The 25254-nt window shown below is 69.5% G+C and carries 23 protein-coding genes; 22 read left to right on the top strand and 1 reads right to left on the bottom strand.

Annotated elements, in window-relative coordinates:
* Positions 1-115: 115 nt before the first annotated feature.
* Both C1I93_RS08085 and C1I93_RS08080 read left to right on the top strand, forming a co-directional pair.
* Positions 116-457: a Scr1 family TA system antitoxin-like transcriptional regulator gene (locus tag C1I93_RS08085; RefSeq protein WP_223256253.1), complete on the top strand. Its 342-nt coding sequence runs from the start codon at positions 116-118 to the stop codon at positions 455-457.
* Between the two features lie 6 nt (positions 458-463).
* The gene (locus tag C1I93_RS08080; RefSeq protein WP_111242606.1) at positions 464-622 is read left to right on the top strand and encodes a DUF397 domain-containing protein; all 159 of its coding nucleotides are present in this window, start codon (positions 464-466) and stop codon (positions 620-622) included.
* A gap of 1191 nt (positions 623-1813) precedes the next feature.
* On the opposite strand, the gene C1I93_RS08075 is transcribed toward C1I93_RS08080, so the two are convergent.
* Positions 1814-2239 carry a hypothetical protein gene (locus C1I93_RS08075; RefSeq protein WP_146603459.1) on the bottom strand — a complete coding sequence of 142 codons (426 nt, stop codon included), beginning with the start codon at positions 2237-2239 and terminating at the stop codon, positions 1814-1816.
* Positions 2240-2372: 133 nt separating this feature from the next.
* Between C1I93_RS08075 and mqnC the strand changes: the two genes are divergently transcribed.
* The 20 genes from mqnC to C1I93_RS07975 all read left to right on the top strand — a co-directional run bounded on the left by mqnC (position 2373) and on the right by C1I93_RS07975 (position 25230).
* Positions 2373-3563 (top strand): cyclic dehypoxanthinyl futalosine synthase, encoded by a 1191-nt coding sequence (mqnC, locus tag C1I93_RS08070; RefSeq protein WP_111242618.1) that lies wholly within the window; start codon positions 2373-2375, stop codon positions 3561-3563.
* A gap of 370 nt (positions 3564-3933) precedes the next feature.
* On the top strand, positions 3934-5127 hold the full coding sequence (locus C1I93_RS08065; protein ID WP_111242604.1) for an LPXTG cell wall anchor domain-containing protein: 1194 nt from the start codon (positions 3934-3936) through the stop codon (positions 5125-5127).
* Positions 5128-5267: 140 nt separating this feature from the next.
* Complete coding sequence (locus tag C1I93_RS08060; protein WP_111242617.1) at positions 5268-5990, top strand: demethylmenaquinone methyltransferase; 723 nt, start codon at positions 5268-5270, stop codon at positions 5988-5990.
* Positions 5991-6036: 46 nt separating this feature from the next.
* Complete coding sequence (locus C1I93_RS08055) at positions 6037-6237, top strand: hypothetical protein (protein ID WP_111242603.1); 201 nt, start codon at positions 6037-6039, stop codon at positions 6235-6237.
* A 203-nt stretch (positions 6238-6440) separates the two neighbouring features.
* A complete protein-coding gene (locus tag C1I93_RS08050; RefSeq protein ID WP_111242616.1) occupies positions 6441-7715 on the top strand; it encodes a geranylgeranyl reductase family protein in 1275 nt (424 codons plus the stop codon).
* A 99-nt stretch (positions 7716-7814) separates the two neighbouring features.
* A complete protein-coding gene (locus tag C1I93_RS08045; RefSeq protein ID WP_111242602.1) occupies positions 7815-8180 on the top strand; it encodes an NADH-quinone oxidoreductase subunit A in 366 nt (121 codons plus the stop codon).
* 13 nt (positions 8181-8193) lie between these two features.
* The gene (locus C1I93_RS08040) at positions 8194-8871 is read left to right on the top strand and encodes a NuoB/complex I 20 kDa subunit family protein (protein ID WP_111242601.1); all 678 of its coding nucleotides are present in this window, start codon (positions 8194-8196) and stop codon (positions 8869-8871) included.
* Positions 8868-9599: an NADH-quinone oxidoreductase subunit C gene (locus C1I93_RS08035; RefSeq protein WP_111242600.1), complete on the top strand. Its 732-nt coding sequence runs from the start codon at positions 8868-8870 to the stop codon at positions 9597-9599. Before C1I93_RS08040 ends, C1I93_RS08035 begins: the two co-directional genes overlap by 4 nt.
* Before the next feature lie 55 nt (positions 9600-9654).
* Positions 9655-10980 (top strand): NADH-quinone oxidoreductase subunit D, encoded by a 1326-nt coding sequence (locus tag C1I93_RS08030; protein ID WP_111242599.1) that lies wholly within the window; start codon positions 9655-9657, stop codon positions 10978-10980.
* Positions 10977-12011, top strand: coding sequence for an NADH-quinone oxidoreductase subunit NuoE (gene nuoE, locus C1I93_RS08025; protein WP_111242598.1), 1035 nt, complete (start codon positions 10977-10979; stop codon positions 12009-12011). Before C1I93_RS08030 ends, nuoE begins: the two co-directional genes overlap by 4 nt.
* Positions 12008-13324 carry an NADH-quinone oxidoreductase subunit NuoF gene (gene nuoF, locus C1I93_RS08020; protein WP_111242597.1) on the top strand — a complete coding sequence of 439 codons (1317 nt, stop codon included), beginning with the start codon at positions 12008-12010 and terminating at the stop codon, positions 13322-13324. The genes nuoE and nuoF overlap by 4 nt, the downstream gene beginning before the upstream one ends.
* Positions 13324-15816, top strand: a complete 2493-nt coding sequence (locus C1I93_RS08015; RefSeq protein ID WP_111242596.1) for an NADH-quinone oxidoreductase subunit G — start codon at positions 13324-13326, stop codon at positions 15814-15816. The genes nuoF and C1I93_RS08015 overlap by 1 nt, the downstream gene beginning before the upstream one ends.
* Positions 15813-17159 carry an NADH-quinone oxidoreductase subunit NuoH gene (gene nuoH, locus C1I93_RS08010; protein ID WP_111242595.1) on the top strand — a complete coding sequence of 449 codons (1347 nt, stop codon included), beginning with the start codon at positions 15813-15815 and terminating at the stop codon, positions 17157-17159. Before C1I93_RS08015 ends, nuoH begins: the two co-directional genes overlap by 4 nt.
* Position 17160: 1 nt before the next feature.
* Positions 17161-17802: an NADH-quinone oxidoreductase subunit NuoI gene (nuoI, locus tag C1I93_RS08005; protein WP_111242594.1), complete on the top strand. Its 642-nt coding sequence runs from the start codon at positions 17161-17163 to the stop codon at positions 17800-17802.
* Complete coding sequence (locus C1I93_RS08000; protein WP_111242593.1) at positions 17799-18569, top strand: NADH-quinone oxidoreductase subunit J; 771 nt, start codon at positions 17799-17801, stop codon at positions 18567-18569. Before nuoI ends, C1I93_RS08000 begins: the two co-directional genes overlap by 4 nt.
* Positions 18570-18621: 52 nt before the next feature.
* Entirely contained in the window at positions 18622-18939 is a 318-nt protein-coding gene (gene nuoK, locus C1I93_RS07995; RefSeq protein WP_111242592.1) for an NADH-quinone oxidoreductase subunit NuoK, read from the top strand.
* A 12-nt stretch (positions 18940-18951) separates the two neighbouring features.
* Positions 18952-20910 carry an NADH-quinone oxidoreductase subunit L gene (nuoL, locus tag C1I93_RS07990; protein WP_111242591.1) on the top strand — a complete coding sequence of 653 codons (1959 nt, stop codon included), beginning with the start codon at positions 18952-18954 and terminating at the stop codon, positions 20908-20910.
* 61 nt (positions 20911-20971) lie between these two features.
* The gene (locus C1I93_RS07985; RefSeq protein ID WP_111242590.1) at positions 20972-22504 is read left to right on the top strand and encodes an NADH-quinone oxidoreductase subunit M; all 1533 of its coding nucleotides are present in this window, start codon (positions 20972-20974) and stop codon (positions 22502-22504) included.
* Positions 22501-24054, top strand: a complete 1554-nt coding sequence (nuoN, locus tag C1I93_RS07980; RefSeq protein WP_111242589.1) for an NADH-quinone oxidoreductase subunit NuoN — start codon at positions 22501-22503, stop codon at positions 24052-24054. The genes C1I93_RS07985 and nuoN overlap by 4 nt, the downstream gene beginning before the upstream one ends.
* A 138-nt stretch (positions 24055-24192) precedes the next feature.
* Positions 24193-25230, top strand: a complete 1038-nt coding sequence (locus C1I93_RS07975) for a polyprenyl synthetase family protein (protein ID WP_420811712.1) — start codon at positions 24193-24195, stop codon at positions 25228-25230.
* Positions 25231-25254: the final 24 nt, after the last annotated feature.

Genomic DNA, 25254 nt, shown 5'->3' with positions numbered 1-25254 from the left:
CCTTGTCGGGCAGACTCCGCGGGCTTCGGCTCAGCCCTCGCGGACGCGGGCGGTCCAGTAGGTCAGGCCGGAGCGGTGCTCCACAAGCGTCACCCGCTCGCCGCAGGCCTCCTCGATCGGAGGGTCGGCGGCCGAGGCGCAGTCCCGGGTGGCCGCTCGGCTCGGCCGGCAGGCCATCCTGAGCCGCCCGCACGCCCTGATCGACGAGGCGGTGTTGCGTAGGGCGCTCGGTGGCCCGGCGGTGATGGCCCGCCAACTGCGGCATCTGGTCGACGCCGCCGAGCGGCCGAACGTGACGCTGCGGGTGGTGCCGCTGACGGTCGGCGCACACACCGGGCTGGACGGCTCGTTCGCGCTGCTCGACGGCGAGGCGGACAGGCTTGCCGCAGTGGCGCTGAGCCCCGCCGAATCGGTGCGGCTCGTTGCGCGGATCGCAACGGAGCACGAACGGGAGTGAGCCGTCATGATCATCCTCGACCTGTCCGGCGTGACCTGGCGCAAGTCCAGCCGCAGCGGCACCAACGCCAACTGCTTGGAGGTGGCCGAGTTGACCCGGGCGGTAACCGTACCCGATTCCAAGGACCCGAGCGGACCGGTGCTGGCCTTTGCACTGCCGGCCTAGTCGTATTTTGTCGCTGCCTTCCGGCAGTCGCGTCAGCCCTGATCCGAGACCGGCCGAGATGGTGTTCCGTCTCGATCGCTGAGGTGTGGCCCCGAGCGCGGCGGTAGGTATGGCCGCCAGGTGCAAACCATTCGCCGCGTCGGCGCCTTGTCCGGCGATTGCCGTCAAGCCCCGTTGACAATGGGCCCCTGGCATGTTGTGGGGCGGATGATGCCGGATCAGCCGCGCAGTTGGCTCCCGCTCGGGCGGCGGAGGAGGACGCCGGCCACCGCACGCGCCACCGACTCGGCTTTGTCAGGGAGGGAATGGCGGCTCGGTCGCAAAAGGATGGCGGTCGGGCGGACATTATCCCGTCGCTTTGAAGCGTCGATGCCCGCATCATCGTGATTCCTTGCTGCGCAGGCCGCCTGGTGCCTATAAATTGCGCGCATCGCCTCTGGGGTATCAAGGGACGAGCCCCGGCAGGGCCCGGAATTGTGCGACCGTCGGGGCGGTGCCGATCTGCCCCGATTGCCGTCCTGCGGTAGGAGTGGGTAGCCCGGTCAAAGCTCGCTTGGGGCACAGCCTGCCTGCTCTGCGCGGCCTCCTGGGCCCGTGCGGCCTCCTGGGCCCGTGCGGCCTCCTGGGCCCGTGCGGCCTCCTGGGCCCGTGCGGCCTCCTTCTTGGCCTGCGCGGTCCACTCGCCCTGCGTGGCCCGCTCGGTCCACTCGCGCTGCTCGATCTGCTCGGCCTGCGTGGTCCGCGCGGCCTGCGTGGTCCGCTCGGCCCGTTCGCACTGCGCGGCCCGTACGCCCCATGCGGGTTGCTCGGCCCATGCGGGTTGCTCGGCCGTGGGCTGTGCTGTGCGGGTGTTCGACCTGGTCCGGGCGTGGCGTAAACGCTCGGCGTGGCGGCGGGTCAGGCCCCAGGTGCGGTGTCGTTCGTGAGTGCGGCGGAATTCGTCACGGCTCGGACAGTAGTTGCGGGATGCTTTCCTGTCCCGCATTCTGGCCAACTCGGCCGTGGTGAACAACTGTAGCTGCCGCATGCGAATATTATCGCGCAACGAAACGGTCTGCGCCTGCCCGAACGGATGTTCGATTCAGATATTTTCGGCGCTGTTTATGGCCGCCCCACTGCCCACTGCCCACTGCCGGCAGCCATGATCCTTTCTGAACCCGGCGGCTGGTGCGGCGTCGGAGTTTCATTGCATCACCGGGTCGGGGCGCTACCCACTTCCGCAGCGAGCGCTTGCAATAGATCCCGACACTGTAGTAGCAGGGCGGAGATCTCGTCGAATGTCGCCGCGTCGACGATGCTGTTCTCGAACCACAATGCGCGTACGGCCGTATGACTCTGTTTCAGGTAGGTGCCGGCGGCCTCGACCAACCCGATGAACTCGTCACGTCGGTCCGGCGGGGCGAACTGAACTGATCCTCGCGCGGCTCGCAGCGGCTCCCCGGGTGTGGTGAAGACGGTCGCGGCGTTGCCATCCGCCTGATCGGCACCGATCCAGGCGAGCAGATACTCCAGCTCGGTCGCGGCCAACGTCAGTCTGCCGACCGCCAGGACCGTCTCATCAGTGAGTCGCCGCATCGACCAACGGTAGCGAACCGTTTGCTCTCCGAAGGTGGTCAACCCGACCGGCGTGGCGACCGGGCTGGCCGCCTTTCCTACCGGCGACCTGTCAGGTGAACACGGGAAGAGCGTGTGGCCCAGGTCGCGGATGGGCGCAGGTGGCCGGTGGTTCGGCCCGGCGTACGCTCGGGGTGTGACGGTGAGCCGGGAGATCGACGACATCCTGCAACGCGGCGCGGACGGCGGGCGGATCACGCCCGAGGAGGCGCTACTGCTCTACACCGAGGCGCCCTTCCATGCTCTCGGTGAGGCGGCCGACGCGGTACGCCGGCGGCGGTACCCGGACAACATTGTCACGTACCTGATCGACCGCAACATCAACTACACGAACGTCTGCGTGACGGCGTGCAAGTTCTGCGCGTTCTACCGGGCGCCGAAGCACAAGGAAGGGTGGACTCACCCGACCGAGGAGATCCTGCGCCGTTGCGGTGAGGCGGTCGAGCTGGGCGCGACCCAGGTCATGCTCCAGGGCGGTCACCACCCGGACTACGGCGTGGAGTACTACGAGGAGCTGTTCTCCTCGGTCAAGCGGGCGTACCCGCAGCTCGCCATCCACTCGATCGGGCCGAGCGAGATCCTGCACATGGCAAAGGTGTCCGGGGTGAGCCTGGACGAGGCGATCGCCCGGATCAAGGTCGCTGGGCTGGACTCGATCGCCGGCGCCGGGGCCGAGATGCTGCCGGAGCGACCCCGCAAGGCGATCGCCCCGCTCAAGGAGTCGGGCGAACGCTGGCTGGAGGTCATGGAGCTGGCGCACCGGCAGGGCATCGAGTCGACCGCGACGATGATGATGGGCACCGGCGAGACCGCCGCCGAGCGGATCGAGCACCTCCGGATGATCCGTGACGTGCAGGACCGCACCCGCGGCTTCCGCGCCTTCATCCCGTGGACGTACCAGCCGGAGAACAACCACCTCAAGGGCCGGACCCAGGCGACCACGCTGGAATACCTCCGGCTGGTGGCGGTGGCCCGGCTGTTCTTCGAGACGGTGCCGCACCTTCAGGCGTCCTGGCTGACCACGGGCAAGGACGTTGGCCAGTTGGCGTTGCACATGGGCGTGGACGACCTCGGCTCGATCATGCTCGAGGAGAACGTGATCTCCTCGGCCGGTGCCCGGCACCGGTCGAACCTGCACGAGCTGATCGGGATGATCCGCTCCGCCGACCGGATCCCCGCCCAGCGGGACACGCTCTACCACCGGCTGGCCGTGCACCACACGCCTGAGGACGATCCGACCGACGACCGGGTGGTCTCGCACTTCTCCTCGATCGCCCTGCCCGGTGGCGGCGCGGCGCGATCCCTGCCGCTGGTCCAAGCAAACTGACCCGCACGCCGGACCCGAGCCGATCTGGCACGCCGAACCCGAGCCGTTCGGGCACGCCCGGACCCGAGTTGAGTGGATGCGTGATGGTCGCCCTCCGTGAGGGCGGTCGCCACATTGGGTTGACGGTGCGTCGTGCGCGGTGGTCACCCGAACGGCTTGGTCGTACCATCCATCCGGCTCGAAGCGTCTGGGCCGCCATGGTGCGCCCACGGATGCCCCGGGGCAGCAAGAGCCATCAATCCGGACAATCCTTAAGTGGCTATTAGCTGAGCAGCTTGTGGTGGGTGTGTTCCGGGGTGGCGCGAGTGATCGGCGGCCGCTAACGTCCCCGGCCGTACGTTTCCATTCGCCCACGGGGGAGACCCATTCCATGATCTTCCGTACCCGCCGCGCCGTGAGCCTGGCCGCGGCCGCGCTGCTTGCCTCGGGCGCGTTCACCGCCCTTGGCGCGCCGGCCCAGGCAGCCGGCACCGAGACCGATCTGGCGATCACCGCCGCCGGTACCCGGACCACCGACGGCGTCCAGGGCAAGTTCGGCTGGGCCAAGATCGCCAACCTGGGCGAGGGCACGCCGAGCAAGGTGCTCATCAAGGTCGACACCTCCAAGGTGGACTTCGACAAGCTCGTGGTGGGCGCGTTCACCCAGGGCGACTGCGAGGTCGTCGGTGACCTCAAGCCCGAGCTGTGGGTCTGCGAGCTTGCCGAGGACGAGATCCCTGGCCCGGGTGAGACGACCGAGGTGCCGCTCGTCCTGTTCAAGTCGACCGAGGAGACCATCGGGGCGTACAAGGCCCCGGTGACCATCAGCATCGAGTCGCCTGACGACACCGACGAGAGCAACAACAGCATCGACATCGACGTCGAGGTGACCCCGGAGAGCGGCGTCGACCTGGGCGTCATCGTCCCGGACGTGAAGAGCCGGCTGGACCTGGACACGCTCGACGAACTCGGCCCGCTGAACCCCGGTGACCGCACCGCCGTCTACAGCGAGATCGTCAACCAGGGTGATCTGACCGCCAAGGGCATGAAGCTGACCTACCAGGTGCCGGAGGGCGTCTCCATCCTGCCGATCGAGGGTTGCGACCTCAGCGCCGACAAGCGCACCGTGGTCTGCGAGGACGAGAACTTCGTGTTCGAGCCGGACACGATCCTGGTCCTCCCGCTGCCGGTCGAGGTGAGCAAGGCCCTCGACGCTCCGGTCACCCTCAAGGGCGGCTCGCTGGAGGCCGCCGCCTTCGGTGTGCTGGCGCCTGACGCCCGGCTCAGCCAGCAGCAGCGCAAGCCGGCCTTTGCCGCGGCCGAGCTGCGTAAGGCCAACGAGTCGGAGTTCACCGACCTGGACCCGTCCGACAACTCCGACGACTTCGCCGTGGTGGTCTCCGCCCCGAGCGACGGCGGCAACGGTGGCGGCGGCGGTGGTGGCCTGCCGGTCACCGGCGTGCAGGCCGGCCTGATCGGTGCGGTCGGCGCGGGCGTGGTGCTCGCCGGTGTGGCCATGTTCCTGGTCTCCCGCCGTCGTCGGGTGGTCATGGTGGCCCCGGGCGACGAGAAGTCCAACAGCTGAGGTTCGTCCTCTATCGGCCCGCGCGGGCCGTTCACATAACGCAGGGCAGTGCGGGCGGGATGGGTGACCATCCCGCCCGCACTGTGTCGTGGCCGACCCTGGCCGGGTGGCAACCGAGGGTGGGCTGGCAGAGTGGAGTGGTGAGCCGTACCCCACAGGGCCAGCGCGCCAGCCTGGACAAGCAGCCGCACGAGGTCGCCGCGATGTTCGACGGGGTCGCGGCCCGTTACGACCTGACCAACACCGTCCTCTCCTTCGGGCAGGACCGGTTCTGGCGGCGGGCCACCCGGGCCGCGCTCGAGCTGCGTCCCGGTGACCGGGTGCTCGATGTGGGCGCGGGCACCGGGGTCTCCACCGAGGAGCTTGCCCACTCCGGGGCGTACGCGGTTGGCGCGGACCTGTCGCTCGGCATGCTGTACGCCGGCAAGCGGACCCGGCCCCACGTGCCGTTGCTGGCCGGCGATGCGCTGCGGCTGCCCTTCGCTGACGCCAGCTTCGACGCGGTGACCATCTCTTTCGCGTTGCGCAACGTCAACGACACCGACGCGGCCCTGCGGGAGCTGGCTCGGGTGACCCGGCCGGGTGGCCGTCTGGTCGTCTGCGAGTTCAGCACTCCGGTCAACCCGGCCTTCCGCACCGTCTACCTGTCGTACCTGATGCGTTCGCTGCCGGCGGTGGCGCGGGCCGTGGCCAGCAACCCCGACGCGTACGTCTATCTCGCCGAGTCGATCCGGGCCTGGCCCGACCAGGCCGCTCTGGCGGACCGGATCAGCTCTGCCGGCTGGCGGCGGGTGGCGTGGCGCAACCTGACCGGCGGGGTGGTGGCACTCCACCGGGCAATCCGGGATGAATCGGCCATTTAGGTCGATACACTGATTTAGTTCGGTTTGTCGGCGTAGGCTGGCCGGCATGACGGATCCGAAGGAAGTGGCCACCGGCGATGCCGCGGAGCTGGTCGACCAGCTCCGCGAGTTGGCCGGCGCGGATCCCGCCGACGTGCGCCAGGTGGTGTCCGAGGTACTCGCGGCCCTGGATCGGGCCGCCGGTGGCACCCTGCGCGAACACCTTCCCGAAACCATCCGCGCCGGCCTGGACGCAGTGACCCCCTGACCTCGCCGACGCGGAGAGGTCTGTCGATCAAGAAGTTTGCGTCGGGCGGGCGCGCGAATTTGGACGTAAAACTCTTGATCAAGGCGGGTGAACGGGCGTTCGGCAGGTTAGGTTGTCCTAACAACGCGAGCTTATGGCGTCGGTCATAGACTCCTCCCGGTTGGCTTGTGAAGCATTTCACGAGCATGCGGGAGGAGGCGCGGATGACCGCGGTGGAGAACGACGCCGACGTGATCGTCGTGGGCGCCGGTCCCGGTGGCTCGGCGACGGCGTACCACCTTGCCCGGCACGGCGTACGCGTGTTGCTGCTGGAGAAGACCGAGTTCCCCCGGGAGAAGGTCTGCGGTGACGGGCTGACCCCGCGTGCCGTACGGCAGTTGATCCGGATGGGTGTGGACACCTCACCCGAGGCCGGCTGGCTGCACAATCGTGGCCTGCGGGTGATCGGCGGCGGTGTCCGGCTGGAGCTGGACTGGCCCGATCTGGCCAGCTTCCCCAACTACGGCCTGGTACGCACCCGGCTGGACTTCGACGACCTGCTCGCGAAGCAGGCAGTGGGGGCGGGCGCCACGCTGCGCACCGGCGTCAACGTCATCGGCCCGGTGCTCGACGACGCGGGTCAGGTGATCGGGGTGGAGGCCGAGAACGGCCCGGACAAGGCCCCCGTCACCTTCCACGCGCCGCTGGTGGTCGCCGCCGACGGCGTCTCGGGCCGCTTCCCGCTCGCCCTCGGACTGGCCAAGCGGGAGGACCGGCCGATCGGCGTGGCGGTGCGCCGCTACTACCGCTCGGAAGTCCGGCACGACGACGACTACCTGGAGTCCTGGCTGGAACTGCGGGCCAAGGGCACCAACGAGCTGCTGCCCGGGTACGGCTGGATCTTCGGTCTCGGCGACGGGCGGGTGAATGTCGGGCTCGGCATCCTCAACTCCTCCTCGGCCTTCGGCAAGACCAACTACCGGCGGCTGCTGACCGACTGGCTGGCCAACACCCCGCCGGAGTGGGGGATGACCGACGAGACGAACGCCGAGGGATCGATCCTCGGCGCGGCACTGCCGATGGGCTTCAACCGGGTGCCGCACTACACCCGGGGGGTCATGCTGGTCGGCGACTCCGGCGGCATGGTCAACCCGTTCAACGGCGAGGGCATCGCGTACGCGATGGAGTCCGGCGAACTGGCCGCGGAGGTCGCGGTGCAGGCGCTCGCACGACCGGCCGGTGCCGAGCGGGAGCGGGCGCTGCTGGCGTACCCGCAGGAGTTGAAGACCCGGTTCGGCGGTTACTACCGGCTCGGCGGGATCTTCGTGAAGCTGATCGGTCGACCGGAGATCATGCGCGTCGCGACGAAGCACGGCATGCCCCATCCGACGCTCATGCGCTTCGTGCTCAAGCTCCTGGCCAACCTCACCGACCCGCGCGGCGGTGACGCGATGGACCGGGTGATCAACGCGATGACCCGGGTCGCGCCAGCGGTCTAGCGCGTAAGTTCGACCCCCGCCGACGGCCGCCGGGTGGGATGTGAATAGTGTGAATTTCGCCAACGAACGAGGGCAGGGAAGGACGAGCAGGAGAAGAAGATGTCGCTCTCGCCTTACGTACCCATCATCGGGCTGTTCGCCCTCGCCGCGGCCTTCGCGCTGTTCTCGATAGCCGCCGCCCGGTTCACCGGCCCGCGTCGCTACAACAGGGCAAAGCTCGAAGCCTACGAGTGTGGAATCGAGCCTAGCCCGCAACCGATCGGCGGAAGCCGGTTCCCGGTCAAGTTCTATCTGACGGCGATGCTCTTCATCGTCTTCGACGTGGAAATGATCTTCCTGTACCCGTGGGCGGTCTCCTTCGACATCCTGCCGGTGTTCGGATTCGTGGCCATGTTGGTGTTCATCGGTGCGGTCTTCGTCGCGTACGCCTACGAGTGGCGACGCGGCGGCCTGGACTGGGACTGAGGAAGGAAGCGCAATGGGTATCGAGGAGAAGCTTCCCGCCGGTGTCCTGCTCACCTCGGTGGAAAAGCTGGTCAACTGGTCGCGCAAGTCCTCGGTCTGGGGTGCCACCTTCGGCCTGGCCTGCTGCGCGATCGAGATGATGGCCGCCGGTGGTCCGCACTACGACATGGGCCGCTGGGGCATGGAGGTCTTCCGGGCGTCTCCCCGGCAGGCCGACCTGATGATCGTCGCCGGCCGGGTGAGCCAGAAGATGGCCCCGGTGCTGCGCCAGATCTACGACCAGATGGCCGAGCCCCGCTGGGTGCTCTCGATGGGCGTATGTGCCAGCAGCGGCGGCATGTTCAACAACTACGCCATCGTGCAGGGTGTCGACCACGTGGTTCCGGTCGACATGTATCTCCCCGGCTGCCCGCCCCGGCCGGAGATGCTCATCGACGCGATCCTCAAGCTGCGCGAGAAGATCGGCCACGAGCCGCTCGGGCCGAACGGGCGCAAGATGCTCGCCGCCCGCGAGGCGCGCGGTGACGTGCCGGTGGTGCCGTACGGCTCGATGCCGTCGTCGTACCGCAACGACAAGGCCCGCCGCGCCGAGTGGACCAAGGCCGTCCGCGAGGGCCGCGAGGAGCAGCTGCGGATCGAGAACTGGATGAAGGCCCAGAACCACCTCCACCCGTACCGGGGGATCAAGTGACTGACTCCAAGCCCACCACCGGTGGCGTGCCGATCCCGGTCACGCCGGCCGGGGCCACCAGCGGCGCCCCCGCCGAGCTGCCGCCGTCGAGTCCGGCGGGCCGGGGCATGTTCGGCAACCAGGGCAGCGGTGACGTCTCCGGCTTCGGTGGCCTGGTCCGGCCGCGACCGACGCGTACCGACTCGCCCCGGCCGTACGGCGGCTACTTCGACGAGGTGCACGACGCACTGGAGGAGGCGTACCCGGCCTTCGGTGAGGCCATCGAGCAGGTGGTGGTGGATCGCGGCGAGCTGACCCTGCACATCCGCCCCGAGCGGATCGCCGAGGTCTGCCAGGTGCTGCGGGACGACCCGGCGCTGCGGTTCGAGCTCTGCTCCTCGGTGTCCGGCGTCGACTATCTCGGTGCCGACGCCCGCCGGCTGCACGTCGTCTACCAGCTCACCTCGATGACCTACCGGCGGCGGATCCGGCTGGAGGCCGCGGTCACCGCCGAGGACCCGCACCTGCCCAGCGTGACCTCGGTCTATCCGACCGCTGACTGGCAGGAGCGGGAGACGTACGACATGTTCGGCGTCGTCTTCGACGGCCACCCGGCGCTGACCCGGATCCTGATGCCGGACGACTGGGAGGGTCACCCGCAGCGCAAGGACTACCCCCTCGGCGGCGTGCCCGTGGAGTACAAGGGTGCCGAGATCCCGCCGCCCGACAAGCGGAGGTCTTATCAGTGAGCGCGAGGAGTGCAGCGAAGCGGAGCCCCGCAGTCGTGAACGAAAGGCCGGCACTGTGAGCACCTCGAATTACGCCACCGAGCGCGAGACCACCGAGGGCCGGGTCTTCACCGTCACCGGCGGGGACTGGGACGATGTGGTCTCCGGCGTCGACCCGATCAACGAGGGTCGGATCGTCGTCAACATGGGTCCGCAGCACCCGTCCACGCACGGCGTGCTCCGGCTGGTCCTGGAGCTGGAGGGCGAGACGGTCCGGGAGGCCCGCTCGGTCATCGGCTACCTGCACACCGGCATCGAGAAGAACCTGGAGTACCGCAACTGGGTCCAGGGTTCGACCTTCGTGACCCGGATGGACTACCTCGCCCCGATCTTCAACGAGACGGCGTACTCGCTGGCCGTGGAGAAGCTGCTCGGCATCACCGACGACGTGACCGAGCGGGCGAACACCATCCGGGTGCTCATGATGGAGCTGAACCGGATCTCCTCGCACCTGGTCTGGGTGGCCACCACCGGCATGGAGCTGGGTGCGATCTCGATCATGCTGTACGGCTTCCGGGAGCGCGAGTACATCCTGGAGATCTTCGAGCTGATCACCGGCCTGCGGATGAACCACGCGTACGTCCGGCCGGGCGGCGTCGCCCAGGACGTGCCGGACGAGGCGATCGTCAAGATCCGCGAGTTCCTGAAGATGATGCCGAAGCGGCTCAAGGAGTACGAGGACCTCCTCTCCGGCCAGCCGATCTGGCTGGAGCGGACGAAGAACGTCGCGGTGCTCGACGTGACCGGTTGCGTGGCGCTGGGCGTCACCGGGCCGGTGCTGCGTTCCGCCGGCCTCGCCTGGGACCTGCGCAAGACGATGCCGTACTGCGGCTACGAGACGTACGAGTTCGACGTGCCGACGCACAGCGACGGCGACGTCTGGGGCCGCTACCTGGTCCGGATGGCCGAGATGCGCGAGTCGCTCAAGCTGGTCGAGCAGGCCCTGGACCGGCTCAAGCCCGGCCCGGTGATGGTGGCCGACAAGAAGATCGCCTGGCCGGCGCAGCTGGCCATCGGCGTCGACGGCATGGGCAACTCGCTGGAGCACGTCGCCAAGATCATGGGGCAGTCGATGGAGTCCCTGATCCACCACTTCAAGCTGGTGACGGAGGGCTTCCGGGTGCCGCCGGGCCAGGTGTACGTCGGCATCGAGTCGCCCCGGGGCGAGTTGGGCGTGCACGCGGTCTCCGACGGTGGCACCCGACCGTACCGGGTGCACTACCGGGAGCCGAGTTTCGTCAACCTCCAGGCCCTGCCGGCGATGGCCGAGGGTGGCCTGATCGCCGACGTGATCGCCGGTGGCGCCTCGCTGGATCCGGTAATGGGAGGTTGTGACCGGTGACTGTTTTCACGGACGAGACGCGGGCCCGGGCGCGGGAGATCATCGCCCGTTACCCGGCCGACCGGTCCCGCTCGGCGCTGCTGCCCCTGCTGCACCTCGTGCAGTCCGAGGAGGGTTACGTCTCCCCGGCCGGCGTGGCGTTCTGTGCCGAGGTGCTCGGCCTGAACAAGGCCCAGGTCGGGGCGGTGGCCAGCTTCTACACCATGTACAAGCGCCGGCCCACCGGTGACTGGCTGGTGAGCGTCTGCACCAACACGATGTGCAACGTGCTCGGCGGTCAGGAGGTCTACGACACCCTCACCGAGCACCTCGGCGTCGGGCATGACGAGACCACCGCCGACGGGAAGATCACGCTGGAGCACGCCGAGTGCCTGGCGGCCTGCGACTACGGCCCGGTCATGACCGTCAACTACGACTTCTTCGACGGCGTCGACCCGCAGACCGCGGTGGGCCTGGTCGACGAGCTGCGCGCCGGCGGCCGACCCACGCCGAGCCGGGGCGCCCGGCTCTGCACGCTCAAGGAGATGGCGGTCCAGTTGGCCGGCTTCGCCGACGAGCGTGCGGAAGCGGTCGCCGACGGCGTGCCGGGCGAGCCGAGCCTGCGTGGCCTGCGGCTGGCCCAGCAGCACGGCATCTCGGCACCGGGCTTCGACCCGAAGACGCCGATCCGCAGCGGCAAGGCCGGCGACAAGCCGGCGCCGGCCACCCCGGCGAAGGCCGCGCCGACCGGCAGCACCGCACCTGACGTGCCGGCCCCGGACCGCAAGTCGCCGCAGGTGCGTACGGCCGAGACCCGGCAGCCGGACGCGCAGACCGCGGTGCCGGACGCCCCCGGCACCAAGGTCCCGACCGACGGTGCCCCGCCCACGCCGCGCGACGCGCAGGCCGCGGAGGCCGCCGGGGTGGCGGCCAACGCACCGTCCGGTGACGCCAAGCCTGCCGGCGACGACGCCGAGGCGCAGGAGCGCAACCTCAGGGAAGCGGAGTCGAGCACCACCAGCTCCGCGAACGACAAGGGGGCTCAGCAGTGACCACGCCTCGGCCGGAGACCCTGGCCAAGCTGACGCCGGTGCTCACCAAGCGTTGGCTCTCGCCCGACGCCTGGCGGCTCGGCACCTACGAGAAGCTGGACGGATACGCCGCCCTGCGCAAGGCGCTCAAGGCCCACCCGGACGACCTGATCCAACTGATCAAGGATTCCGGGCTGCGCGGTCGTGGTGGCGCCGGCTTCCCCACCGGTCTCAAGTGGGGCTTCATCCCGCAGGGCGACGGCAAGCCGCACTACCTGGTGGTGAACGCCGACGAGGGTGAGCCCGGCACCTGCAAGGACCTGCCGCTGATGACGCACGACCCGCACTCGCTGGTCGAGGGCGTGATCATCGCGTCGTACGCGATCCGGGCCAGCCGGGCCTACATCTACATCCGGGGCGAGGCCGTGCACGCCGCGCGGCGGCTGCGCAACGCGGTGAACGAGGCGAAGGCCAAGGGCTACCTGGGGCAGAACATCCTCGGTAGCGGCTTCGACCTGGAGCTGGTGGTGCACTCGGGCGCCGGGGCGTACATCTGCGGCGAGGAAACGGCGCTGCTCGACTCGCTGGAGGGCTTCCGGGGCCAGCCCCGGCTGCGTCCGCCCTTCCCGGCCACCCACGGCCTGTACGCCAGCCCCACCGTGGTCAACAACGTCGGCACCATCGCCAGCGTGCCGTACATCGTGCTCGGTGGCGCGGACTGGTGGAAGAGCATGGGCACGGAGAAGTCCGCCGGCCCGATGATCTACTCGCTCTCCGGCCGGATCGCCAACCCCGGCCAGTACGAGTGCGGCCTCGGCATCACCCTGCGGGAGCTGATCGAGCTGGCCGGCGGGATGCAGCCGGGGCACAACCTGAAGTTCTGGACGCCGGGTGGCTCGTCGACCCCGCTGCTCACCGCCGAGCACCTGGACGTGCCGCTGGACTTCGAGGGGGTGGCCGCCGCCGGTTCGATCCTCGGCACCACGGCCACCCAGATCTTCTCCGACCAGGACTGCCCGGTCTACGCGACCTACCGGTGGCTGGAGTTCTACCACCACGAGTCGTGCGGCAAGTGCACCCCGTGCCGGGAGGGCAACTACTGGATGGTCCGGGTCTACCGGCGCATCCTCGCCGGCCAGGGCACCCAGGCCGACCTGGACACCCTCCTGGACACCTGCGACAACATCCTCGGCCGCTCGTTCTGCGGCCTGGGTGACGGCGCCACCAGCCCGGTGACCTCGTCGCTGAAGTACTTCAAGCAGGACTACCTCGACTACATCGAGGGACGCACTGCGCCCAAACTGTCGGAGAAGACCCTTGTAGGGGCCCACTGATGACCGACGTTGCCAAGTCCACCGAGACGGTCACGCTCACCATCGACGGCGTCGAGGTCACCGCCCCCAAGGGGGCGCTGCTGATCCGCGTCGCCGAGCAGATCGGGACCGAGATCCCCCGGTTCTGTGACCACCCGCTGCTGGCCCCGGCCGGCGCCTGCCGGCAGTGCCTGGTCGAGGTGGAGGGGCAGCGCAAGCCCGTCGCCTCCTGCACCCAGACGGTCGCCGAAGGCATGGTGGTGCGTACCCAGCTCACCTCTCCGGTCGCCAAGAAGGCGCAGGAGGGGATCATGGAGCTGCTGCTGGTGAACCACCCGCTCGACTGCCCGATGTGTGACAAGGGCGGCGAGTGCCCGCTGCAGAACCAGGCCATGTCGACCGGGCGCACCGACTCCCGGTTCCACGAGCACAAGCGGGAATACCCGAAGCCGCTGCCGATCAGCACCCAGGTGCTGCTCGACCGGGAGCGCTGCGTGCTCTGCCAGCGCTGCACCCGGTTCTCCGAGGAGATCGCCGGCGACAAGTTCATCGACCTGATGAACCGCTCCTCCGCCGAGGAGATCAACATCTACCGGGACGAGGAGTACGGCGCGGAGGGCGAGGAGGGCGATGTGCCCTTCAACTCGTACTTCTCCGGCAACACCGTGCAGATCTGCCCGGTCGGCGCGCTCACCGGCACCCAGTACCGCTTCCGTGCCCGCCCGTTCGACCTGGTCTCCAGCCCGAGCGTCTGCGAGCACTGCTCGGCCGGCTGCGCGCAGCGCACCGACTGGCGGCGGGGCAAGGTGCTGCGCCGGCTGGCCGGCGACGACCCGCAGGTCAACGAGGAGTGGAACTGCGACAAGGGCCGCTGGGGCTTCCAGTACGCTCGCGCCGCCGACCGGCTCACCACCCCGCTGGTCCGTGACCAGCGCACCGGCGAGCTGCGCGAGGCGTCCTGGAGCGAGGCGCTGCACGTCGCCGCCGAGGGGCTGCGTGCCGCCCGCGACGGTGGCCAGGGCATCGGCGTGCTCACCGGCGGCCGGCTGACCGTCGAGGACTCCTACGCGTACGCCAAGTTCGCCCGGGTGGCCCTGCACACCAACGACATCGACTTCCGGGCCCGCCCGGTCTCCCGCGAGGAGGCCGACTTCCTGGCCAGCACGGTCGCCAGCCGCACCGACGTCACCTATGCCGACGTCGAGAAGGCCCCGGCTGTGGTGCTTGTCGGCCTGGAGCCGGAGGAGGAGTGCCCGATCCTCTTCCTGCGGCTGCGTAAGGCGTACCTGAAGAACAAGCTCAAGGTGTACGCGATCGCACCGTTCGCCACCCGCGGCCTGGAGAAGCTCGGTGCCAAGCTGGCCCGGGTGGTGCCGGGCGAGGAGGCCGGGGTGCTCGCCGAGCACGCCACGGTGGCCGAGGCGCTCAGCGCCGAGGGCGCGATCCTCTTCGTCGGCGAGCGGCTGGCCACCGTGCCCGGTGGTCTCTCCGCCGCCGCCGAGGTGGCCGCGCGGACCGGGGCGAAGCTGGCCTGGGTGCCGCGACGCGCCGGCGACAGGGGCGCGGTCGACACCGGCTGCCTGCCCAACCTGCTGCCCGGCGGGCGTCTGGTCACCGAGCCGGCCGCCCGCGCCGAGCTGGGCGAGGCGTGGGACATTCCGGCCGGGGTCATCCCGAGCCAGGCCGGCCGGGACACCGACGGGATCCTGGCGGCCGCCGCCGGCGGCCAGCTCGGTGCGCTGGTGGTGGCCGGGGTCGACCCGGCCGACCTGGCCGACCCGCGCCTGGCCGAACAGGCGCTGGACGCGGTGCCGTTCCTGGTCAGCCTGGAGCTGCGGGCCGGTGCGGTGACCCGGCGGGCGGATGTCGTGCTGCCGGTCGCGCCGGTGGTCGAGAAGACCGGCAGCTTCCTGGACTGGGAAGGTCGGCTGCGTCCGTTCGACGCGGTGCTGGAGACCGCCGCGATGACCGACGGTCGGGTGCTCGACGCGCTCGCCGCCCAGCTCGACGTGCGGCTGGGCACCGGTGACGTGCTGAGCGTCCGGCGTGAGCTGGGTGGCCTGCCGACGACCCGGACGGATCGTCCGGTCGCCCCGTCGGTGGCACCCGCCGCGGTGCCGCAGCCGGCTGCCGGCGAGGCGGTCCTGGCGACCTGGCACCAGCTGATCGACCTGGGCAGCCTCACCGACGGTGACGAGCACCTGGGTGGCACCGCCCGTCCGCCGGTGGTCCGGCTGGGCAAGGGCACTGCCGAGGCGCTCGGCGTCGCCGACGGTGACCCGGTGACTGTGGGCACCGACCGGGGTGCGCTCACCCTGCCGGCGGCGATCACCGAGATGCCGGACGGCGTGGTCTGGCTGCCCACCAACTCGCCGGGCTCGACCGTGCGGCGCAGCCTGGGCGCTCCCTCCGGCGCGGTGGTGCGGATCTCCGCGCCCGGTACGACCGAGCCGGTCGCCGCCGACGCGGCGGGCCGTTCGGGTCCGCTCCTCAACTCCGGGGGTGTCGCATGAATCCGCTCGCCCAGGCCCCGTCGTTGACCGACTTCGGCCACGACCCGTGGTGGCTGATCCTCGGCAAGATCGTCTTTGCCTTCCTGGTCGCCCTGCTCGGCACGCTGCTCGGTGTCTGGTTCGAGCGGCGGGTCGTCGGCTTCATGCAGGTCCGGCCCGGCCCGAACCAGCTCGGTCCGTTCGGTCTGCTGCAGACCCTCGCCGACGGCCTGAAGATGGCCTTCAAGGAGGACATCCTCCCGAAGGCGGCGGACAAGGTCATCTACTTCTTCGCCCCGGCCATCTCGGTGATCTGCGCGGTCACCGCGCTGTCGGTGATCCCGTTCGGCCCGATGGTGAGCATCTTCGGCCACCAGACGCCGTTGCAGGTCACCGACGTGCCGGTGGCGGTGCTGGTGGTGCTCGCCCTCTCGTCGCTCGCGGTGTACGGCATCGTGCTCGCCGGTTGGGCCTCCGGCTCGACCTACCCGCTGCTCGGTGGGTTGCGCTCCACCGCCCAGCTCATCTCGTACGAGGTGGCGCTGGGGCTCTCCATCGTGGCGGTCTTCATGCTCGCCGGCACGATGTCCACCAGCGAGATCGTGGCCGCCCAGGGCAACGGCGTCACGCTCAGCCTGTTCGGCCTCGACCTCGACGGGCCCGGCTGGTACGCGGTGTTGCTCTTCCCCAGCTTCGTGGTCTTCTTCATCTCCATCGTGGGCGAGACCAACCGGCCGCCGTTCGACCTGCCGGAGGCGGAGTCGGAGCTGGTCGCCGGCTTCATGACGGAGTACAGCTCGCTGAAGTTCGCACTGATCATGCTCAGCGAGTACGTCGCGATGGTGACCATGTCGGCCTTCACCGTGACGCTCTTCCTCGGCGGCTGGTACGCGCCGTGGCCGATCAGCATCTGGTCGGGCGCGAACTCCGGCTGGTGGCCGCTGCTCTGGTTCTTCGGCAAGGTGATTCTGCTGGTCTTCGTCTTCGTCTGGCTGCGTGGCACGCTGCCCCGGTTGCGTTACGACCAGCTCATGCGCCTCGGCTGGAAGGTGCTGATCCCGATCAGCCTGGTCTGGATCGTGGCGCTGGCCTGGCTGCGCACCGTCGACGGCTGGGAGACCCAGAGCCGCCTGTACGCCATCGGCATCCCGGCCGGCATCCTGCTGCTCGCCGCGGTGTTCTGGCCGAGCCGCAAGCCGAAGCCGCAGCCGACCCTCGCCGAGCAGGTCGAGAACCGGCCGCAGGGCAGCTTCCCGCTGCCCCCGCTGGACCTTCAGGTACCACCGAGCCCGCGCACCCGGCGCATGGTCGCCGAGCGGGAACCGGCAAACGTTCCCGCCGGCCAGGACTCTGAGGAGGTGTGACGTGGGCGCGATCACCGGAACGTTCAAGGGCTTCGGGGTCACCTTCTCGCACATGTTCAGGAAGGTCGTCACCACCGACTACCCGTTCACGCCGCCGACGCCGGCGCCGCGCTACCACGGGCGGCACATTCTCAACCGGCACCCGGACGGCCTGGAGAAGTGCATCGGCTGTGAGCTGTGCGCCTGGGCCTGCCCGGCGGACGCGATCTACGTCGAGGGTGGCGACAACACCGACGAGCAGCGCTTCTCGCCGGGCGAGCGGTACGCCAGCACCTACCAGATCAACTACGCCCGCTGCATCTTCTGCGGGCTCTGCATCGAGGCCTGCCCGACCCGCTCGTTGACCATGAGCAACGAGTACGAGCTGGCCCGGGACAACCGGCAGGACCTGATCTTCACCAAGGAGCAGCTGCTCGCGCCCCTGCTGGAAGGGATGGAGCAGCCGCCGCACCCGATGCGCCTCGGTGACAGCGAGAAGGACTACTACGTCGGCAGCCTCACCAACCCGGGCACCTCGGCCGGGGCCGAGCGTTCGCCGATGGGGCCGGGCCGCTACCAGGTGGACGAGCACCCGGGCGTCACCTTCCCCGGTGCCGAGCAGGCCGCCCAGCGGGCCGCGGCGGACAAGGGAGAGAAGGAATGACCACGTCGACGGTGCTCGCCGCCGCGGGGGCGGTCTCCGGCGGCGAGGCGGTGACCTTCTGGATCCTCGCGCCGCTCGCGCTGGCCGGCGCGATCGGCATGATCGCCGCCCGCAACGCCGTGCACTCGGCGCTCTGGCTGGTGCTGACCATGCTCAGCCTGGGCGTGTTCTACGTGCTCCAGGCGGGTCCGTTCATCGGCATGGTGCAGATCATCGTCTACACCGGCGCGATCATGATGCTCTTCCTGTTCGTGCTGATGCTGGTGGGCCGGGACGCCTCGGACTCGTTGATCGAGGTGTTGCGCGGTCAGCGGATCGCCGCGATCGGCCTGGGCATCGGGTTCGCCGCCCTGCTCGGCAGCGGGGTCTACCGGGCCACCGAGGGCAGCGCTCCGGTCGGTCTGGAGCAGGCCAACGCCGCTGGCAACGTGCAGGGCATCGCCCAGCTGCTCTTCACCGACTACGTCTTCGCGTTCGAACTCACTGCGGCGCTGCTGATCACCGCCACCATCGGCGGGATGGTCCTGGCGCACGTGGAGCGGCGCAAGGAGGACAAGCGCGATCAGATCGCCACCATGAAGGCCCGCTTCGCGCCCGGTAACTACCCCGGCCCGAAGCCCGGCCCGGGTGTCTTCGCCACCTCGTCGTCGGTCGCCACGCCGGCCCGCCTGCCGGACGGCCGGCTCAGCGACCGGAGTACGCCGGAGATCCTGCCGGTACGCGAGCTGACCGCCGAGGAGACCACGTTGAAGGGCACTGAAAAGTGAGCGCGAGGAGTGAGCTTGCGAGCCCCGCAGTCGCGAACGAAAGGCCGGCCCGGTGAGCGACTTCTTCTCGGTCGAGCCGAACTACTACCTGGTCCTCGCGGCGGCGCTGTTCACCATCGGGGCCGCCGGGGTGCTGGTGCGGCGCAACGCGATCGTGCTGTTCATGTGCGTGGAGCTGATGCTCAACGCGGCCAACCTGGCGCTTGTCACGTTCAGCCGGATGAACGGTGACCTCAACGGCCAGATCATGGCGTTCTTCGTGATGGTGGTGGCCGCGGCCGAGGTCGTGGTCGGGCTGGCCATCATCATGGCGATCTTCCGCACCCGGCGCTCCGCCAGCGTCGACGACGCCAACCTGCTGAAGTACTAGAGGGGTCCACCGGTGGACGAAATCTTGACGTACGCCCAGGCTGCTCCGGCCGAGACGGTCTCGTACGCGACGGCCGACGGCCTGCTCAGCAGCGTCTGGCTGCTGGTGGCGATCCCGCTGATCAGCGCGACGGTGCTGTTGCTGCTCGGTCGGCGGGCCGACCGGTGGGGGCACTGGCTCGGGGTGGCAGCCGTCGGTGCCGCGTTCCTGCTCGGGCTCACCTACTTCTTCGGGCTGCGCGGCCTGGACAACAAGTCGGTGCAGCTCAGTCTCTGGGACTTCATCGCGGTCGGCGGCCTGCACGTCGACTTCGGCCTGCTGTTCGACCCGCTGGCCGGGGTCTTCGTACTGCTGATCACCGGCGTGGGCTTCCTGATCCACCTGTACGCGGTCGAGTACATGGCCCACGACCCGGGTCGTCGACGCTTCTTCGCGTACTTCAACCTGTTCGTCGCGGCCATGCTGCTGCTGGTCCTTGGCAACAACTACGTGATGCTCTACTTCGGCTGGGAGGGCGTCGGTCTGGCGTCGTACCTGCTGATCTCCTTCTGGAACACCAGGCCGGCCGCGGCCACCGCCGGTAAGAAGGCGTTCCTGATGAACCGGGTCGGCGACGCCGGTCTGGCCATCGCCATCTTCATCATGTTCGCCACCCTGGGCACCACCCAGTACGACGAGGTGTTCAGCGGGGTGGGTGCGCTGGCCGGCGGCACCGTGCTGGTGCTCGGCCTGCTGCTGCTGCTCGGCGCGGCCGGCAAGTCCGGCCAGTTCCCGCTCCAGGCATGGTTGCCGGACGCGATGGAGGGCCCGACCCCGGTGTCGGCCCTGATCCACGCCGCCACGATGGTCACCGCGGGCGTCTACCTGATCGCCCGCTCCAACATCATCTTCTCGGCCAACACCACGCTGCAACTGGTGGTGGTGAGCGTCGGCGCGCTGACGCTGCTGATGGGCGCGATCATCGGTTGCGCCAAGGACGACATCAAGCGGGTGCTGGCCTGGTCGACGGTGAGCCAGATCGGTTACATGTTCCTCGGTGTCGGCCTGGGCGGCGCGGCGTACGCGCTGGCCATCGTGCACCTGCTGGCGCACGGCTTCTTCAAGGCCAACATGTTCCTCGGCGCCGGCTCGGTCATGCACGGCATGTCCGACCAGGTGGACATCCGCCGCTTCGGCGGCCTGTCGAAGTACATGAAGATCACCTGGCTGACCTTCGGTGCTGGCTGGCTGGCCATCATCGGCATGTTCCCGTTCTCCGGCTACTTCTCCAAGGAGCCGATCATCGCCGCCGCCTTCGAGCGGGAGGACTGGACGGCCTGGCTCTTCGGTGGCGCGGCGGTGCTCGGCGCCGGGTTGACCGCGTTCTACATGACCCGGCTCTTCGTGCTCACCTTCCACGGCCCGAAGCGCTGGACCACCGACATCGAGCACCCGCACGAGTCTCCGCTGCTGATGACCGTCCCGCTGATCCTGCTCGCGGTCGGCTCGCTGGGGGCCGGTTGGCTGCTGGCCACCTCGGTCCCGGACTGGCTGACCGCCACCGGTGGTCTCGCCGCGGCCGAGGCGCACCACGAGGCGGTGCTGCCGCACTGGGCGATCGTCGTGCTGTCGCTGGGCGTCACGGTGGCCGGCGCGGTGCTGGGTTGGTTCCTGTTCCGTGGCGGTACGGCGATCGAGCCGCAGCCGGCCGGGGTGCTGGTCACCGCGGCCCGCAAGAATCTCTACACCGACACGGTCAACGAGGCGGTCTTCGAGAAGCCCGGCATCTTCCTCACCCGGGCGCTCGTCTACCTGGACAACCGGGGCATCGACGGGCTGGTCAACGGCCTGGCCGCCGGGGTGGGTGGCGGCTCTGGTCGGCTCCGGCGGCTGCAGACCGGCTTCGTCCGGTCGTACGCCACCTCGATCCTGGCCGGCGCGCTGCTGGTGACGGCCGCGTTCCTGGCGGTACAGGCGGGGTGGTTGGCGTGATCGACCTTCAGGCGGCCGTCGCCGGCGGACCGCGCATCGACGACGGAGGTAAGGCCGCATAATGTCCGACTTCCCGTTCCTCTCGGTGCTCACCGTGGCGCCGCTGGTCGGCGCTGTGGTGGTCGCCCTCCTGCCGCGCAACCGGCCGACGCTGGCCAAGCAGGTCGCGTTGGGCTGGTCGCTGCTGGTGCTGGCGCTGTCGGTGGTCATGTGGGTGGCCTTCCAGGTCGATGGCGACCGCTTCCAGTTCCGCGAGTCGTACCCGTGGATCCCCAACTGGGGCGTCAACTTCACCTTCGCCGCCGACGGCATCGCGCTGGTGATGCTGATGCTGATCGCGGTGCTGGTGCCGCTGGTGATCCTGGCCTCCTGGCACGACGCCGAGTCCTCGAAGCGGTCCGTGCCTGTCTACTTCGCGCTGCTGCTCGTCCTCGAGTGCACGATGATCGGCGTCTTCGCCGCCGCCGACGTCTTCCTGTTCTACGTGTTCTTCGAGGTCATGCTGGTGCCGATGTACTTCCTCATCGGCAGCTACGGCGGTCACCAGCGGCAGTACGCGGCGGTCAAGTTCTTCCTCTACTCCCTGGTCGGCGGCCTGTTCATGCTGGCCGCGGTGATCGGCCTCTGGGTGGTCGGCGGAAAGACCTTCGACTGGGTGGCGCTGTCCCAGGTGGACATCTCCACCGGGACGGAGCGTTGGCTGTTCCTCGGCTTCTTCGTCGCCTTCGCCATCAAGGCGCCGTTCTTCCCGTTCCACACCTGGCTGCCGGACGCCGGTGGCGCGGCACCGGCCGGCGCCGCCGCGCTGCTGGTCGGCGTGCTGGACAAGGTCGGCACCTTCGGCATCATCCGCTACTGCCTGCCGCTCTTCCCGGACGCGGCCCAGTGGTTCGCGCCGTGGGCGCTGGGCCTCGCGGTGATCGGCATCATCTACGCCGCGCTGCTGGCGGTCGGGCAGAACGACCTGAAGCGACTGGTGTCGTACACGTCGATCGCGCACTTCGGCTTCATCGGCGTGGGCCTCTTCGCCTTCACCACCCAGGCCGGCACGGGCGCGGTGCTCTACATGGTCAACCACGGCCTCGCCACCGGCCTGCTCTTCCTGGTGGTGGGCATGCTCATCGCGCGCCGGGGTTCGGCCCTGGTAAGCGACTTCGGCGGTGCCGGCAAGCTGGTTCCGGTGCTGGCCGGGGTGCTCTTCTTCGCCGGTCTCGCCTCGCTGGCGCTGCCCGGCACCGCGCCGTTCGTCTCCGAGTTCCTGGTGCTGATCGGCACCTTCACGGTGAACAAGCCGGTCGCGGTGATCGCCACGCTGGGCATCATCCTGGCCGCGGCGTACGTGCTGTGGATGGTGCAGCGCACCACGCAGGGCACCCTGAACCCGGCGCTCACCGAGATCGACGCGATGAAGCGTGACCTCAACCTGCGGGAGAAGTTCGTCGTCGCCCCGCTGATCGCGCTGATCGTGATCTTCGGGTTCTACCCGAAGCCGCTGACGGACGTGATCAACCCCGCCGTCCAGGCGACCATGCAGGACGTCGGCCGGACCGACCCGGCCCCGTCGGTAGACAGCGTCCAGGAGGCTACTCGATGACCCCCGAGTTCGTACTGCCGCCGATCGACTACGCGGCCCTCGCACCGATCTTGATCATGATGGGTGCGGCGGTGCTCGGGGTGCTGGTCGAGGCCTTCGTGCCCCGGCGGCTGCGGCACCCGATTCAGTTGCCGCTGGCGCTGCTGGCGGTGCTCGCCGCGCTGACCATGGTGGTGGTCAACGCCGACAAGCGTGTGATCACCATCGGCGTGATCGCCATCGACGGCCCCACGCTCTTCCTCCAGGGCGCGATCCTGGCCCTGTCGGCGGTGGCGCTGCTGCTCGTCGGTGAGCGGGCGATCGAGCGGGGTGGCGCGTTCGTCGCCCAGGCCGCCATCACCGCCGACTCGCCGGACGACCGGCGGCAGGCCGCCAACGCGGGCGGTGCCGGCGAGGTCTACCCCCTGGTCACCTTCGCCGTCGGCGGAATGCTGATCTTCGTTGCGGCGAACGACCTGCTGACCATGTTCATCGCGCTCGAGGTCTTCTCGCTGCCGCTCTACCTGCTCTGTGCGCTGGCCCGCCGCCGGCGGCTGCTGAGCCAGGAAGCGGCGATGAAGTACTTCCTGCTCGGCGCGTACGCCTCGGCCTTCTTCCTGTTCGGCGTGGCGCTGCTCTACGGCTTCACCGCCGGTATGGGCGAGCGTCCGGCCGCTGTCGACTTCGCCACCATCCACGCGGCGGTGGCCAACTCCACGCAGAGCCCGGTGCTGCTCTTCGCCGGCATGGCGTTGGTCTCGATCGGCCTGCTCTTCAAGGCGGCCGCCGCGCCGTTCCACGTCTGGACGCCTGACGTCTACCAGGGTGCACCGACCCCGATCACCGGCTTCATGGCGGCCTGCACCAAGGTCGCCGCCTTCGGCGCGCTGCTGCGCGTGTTCCACGTGGCCTTCGAGGGGGCGCGGTGGGACTTCACCCCGGTGCTCGGGGCGGTGGCGGTGCTCACCATGCTCGTGGGTGCGGTGCTCGCGGTGACCCAGACCGACATCAAGCGGCTGCTGGCGTACTCCTCGATCGCCAACGCCGGGTACCTGCTGGTCGGTGTGCTCGCACCGGGCCAGGAGGGACTCTCCGGCACCATGTTCTACCTGGTCGCGTACGGCTTCACCGTGCTCGCCGCGTTCGCGGTGGTGACCCTGGTGCGGGACGCAGACGGCGAGGCCACCCACCTGTCGCGGTGGGCCGGGCTCGGCCGGCTGTCGCCGGTTTACGCCTCGGTGTTCACCTTCATCCTGCTCGCCTTCGCGGGTATCCCGCTGACCAGCGGGTTCATGAGCAAGTTCGCGGTGTTCGGCCCGGCCCTGGAGGGTGGGCACGCCTGGCTGGTGATCGTCGGTGTGCTGACCAGCATGGTGCTGGCCTTCCCGTACCTGCGGGTCGTGGTGATGATGTGGCTCTCGGAGCCGGGTGAGTCGACCCCGACCGTCACCGTGCCCGGCGGGCTGACCTCGGCGGCGCTGGTGATCGGGGTGCTCGCCACCCTGGTGCTCGGTGTGGTGCCGGGGCCGTTGCTCGATCTGGCGTCCGGGGCTGCGGACTTCGTCCGGTAGCCCGCGAGATCGTCTGCTGGCGAGGGCCGGCCCACTGCTGTGGGCCGGCCCTCGCTGCATATCCCCGGTCCGGTGCAGGTAGAGGCCGTGTGGCATGGTTGAAGGGTGGTGATTCGGGGAGACGAACGTTCAGCGGCCATCGGTTCCGGCAGCCGCCGGAGCCGGCTCGGCGGCGGTCAGTTCGGCACGCTCGGCCTGCACTTCGCCGACACCGAGACCGAGAAATCCGTGCTCAGTGTGCTGGAGTCCGTCGAGACGGAGCTTCGGGAGACCGTCGCGAGCGCGGATCCGTTCGTCACCGAGGCGGCCGGGCACCTGGTCAAGGCCGGCGGCAAGCGGTTCCGGCCGCTGCTGGTGGCGCTCGGCGCCCAGTTCGGTGACCCGTCCCGCGCCGAGGTCGTCTCCGCCGCCATGGTGGTGGAGCTCACCCACCTCGCGACGCTGTACCACGACGACGTGATGGACGAGGCTGCGGTGCGCCGCGGCGCACCGAGCGCCAACTCCAGGTGGAGCAACTCGGTGGCGATCCTGGTCGGTGACTACCTCTTCGCCCGGGCCGCGGACGTCGCCGCCGAGTTGGGCCCGGAGGCGGTACGCCGGCAGGCGCGGACGTTCGCCCGGCTGGTGCACGGCCAGATCGCCGAGACCACCGGTCCCCGCGTCGGCGACGACCCGGTGAGGCACTACCTGCACGTCATCGCGGAGAAGACCGGTTCTCTGATCGCCACCAGCGCGCACTTCGGAGCGCTGTTCAGCGGGGCCACTCCGGAGCACGTGGCGGCGTTGGCCGGCTACGGCGAGACCATCGGGGTGGCGTTCCAGCTCTCCGACGACGTGCTCGACATCGCCAGCGAGTCGGCGGAGTCGGGTAAGACGCCCGGCACCGACCTGCGGGAGGGCGTCCCCACCCTGCCGGTGCTGTACGCCCTGGCGTCCGAGGCGGATGCCGCTTCCGCGCGGCTGCGGGAGATCGTGGGCTCCGGCCCGTTGACCGATGACGCCCTGCACGCCGAGGCGCTCGGTCTGCTCCGCGAGAGCCCGGCCCTCAAGCAGGCCCGCGAAACCGTCCGTGGCTACGCCGAGAAGGCCCGCACCCACCTGGCCCCGCTGCCCGACATCCCCGCCCGGCACGCCCTCGAATCCCTCTGCGACCACATCGCCGACCGCACCACCTAACCCCGGGAGCCTCCCGGGTTGATC

Origin of the sequence: Micromonospora endophytica (assembly GCF_003236305.1) — a bacterium.
GTDB lineage: Bacteria > Actinomycetota > Actinomycetes > Mycobacteriales > Micromonosporaceae > Micromonospora > Micromonospora endophytica.
Note: the sequence above shows the minus strand (reverse complement) of the source record. Positions and strands in the feature narration are given on the sequence as shown.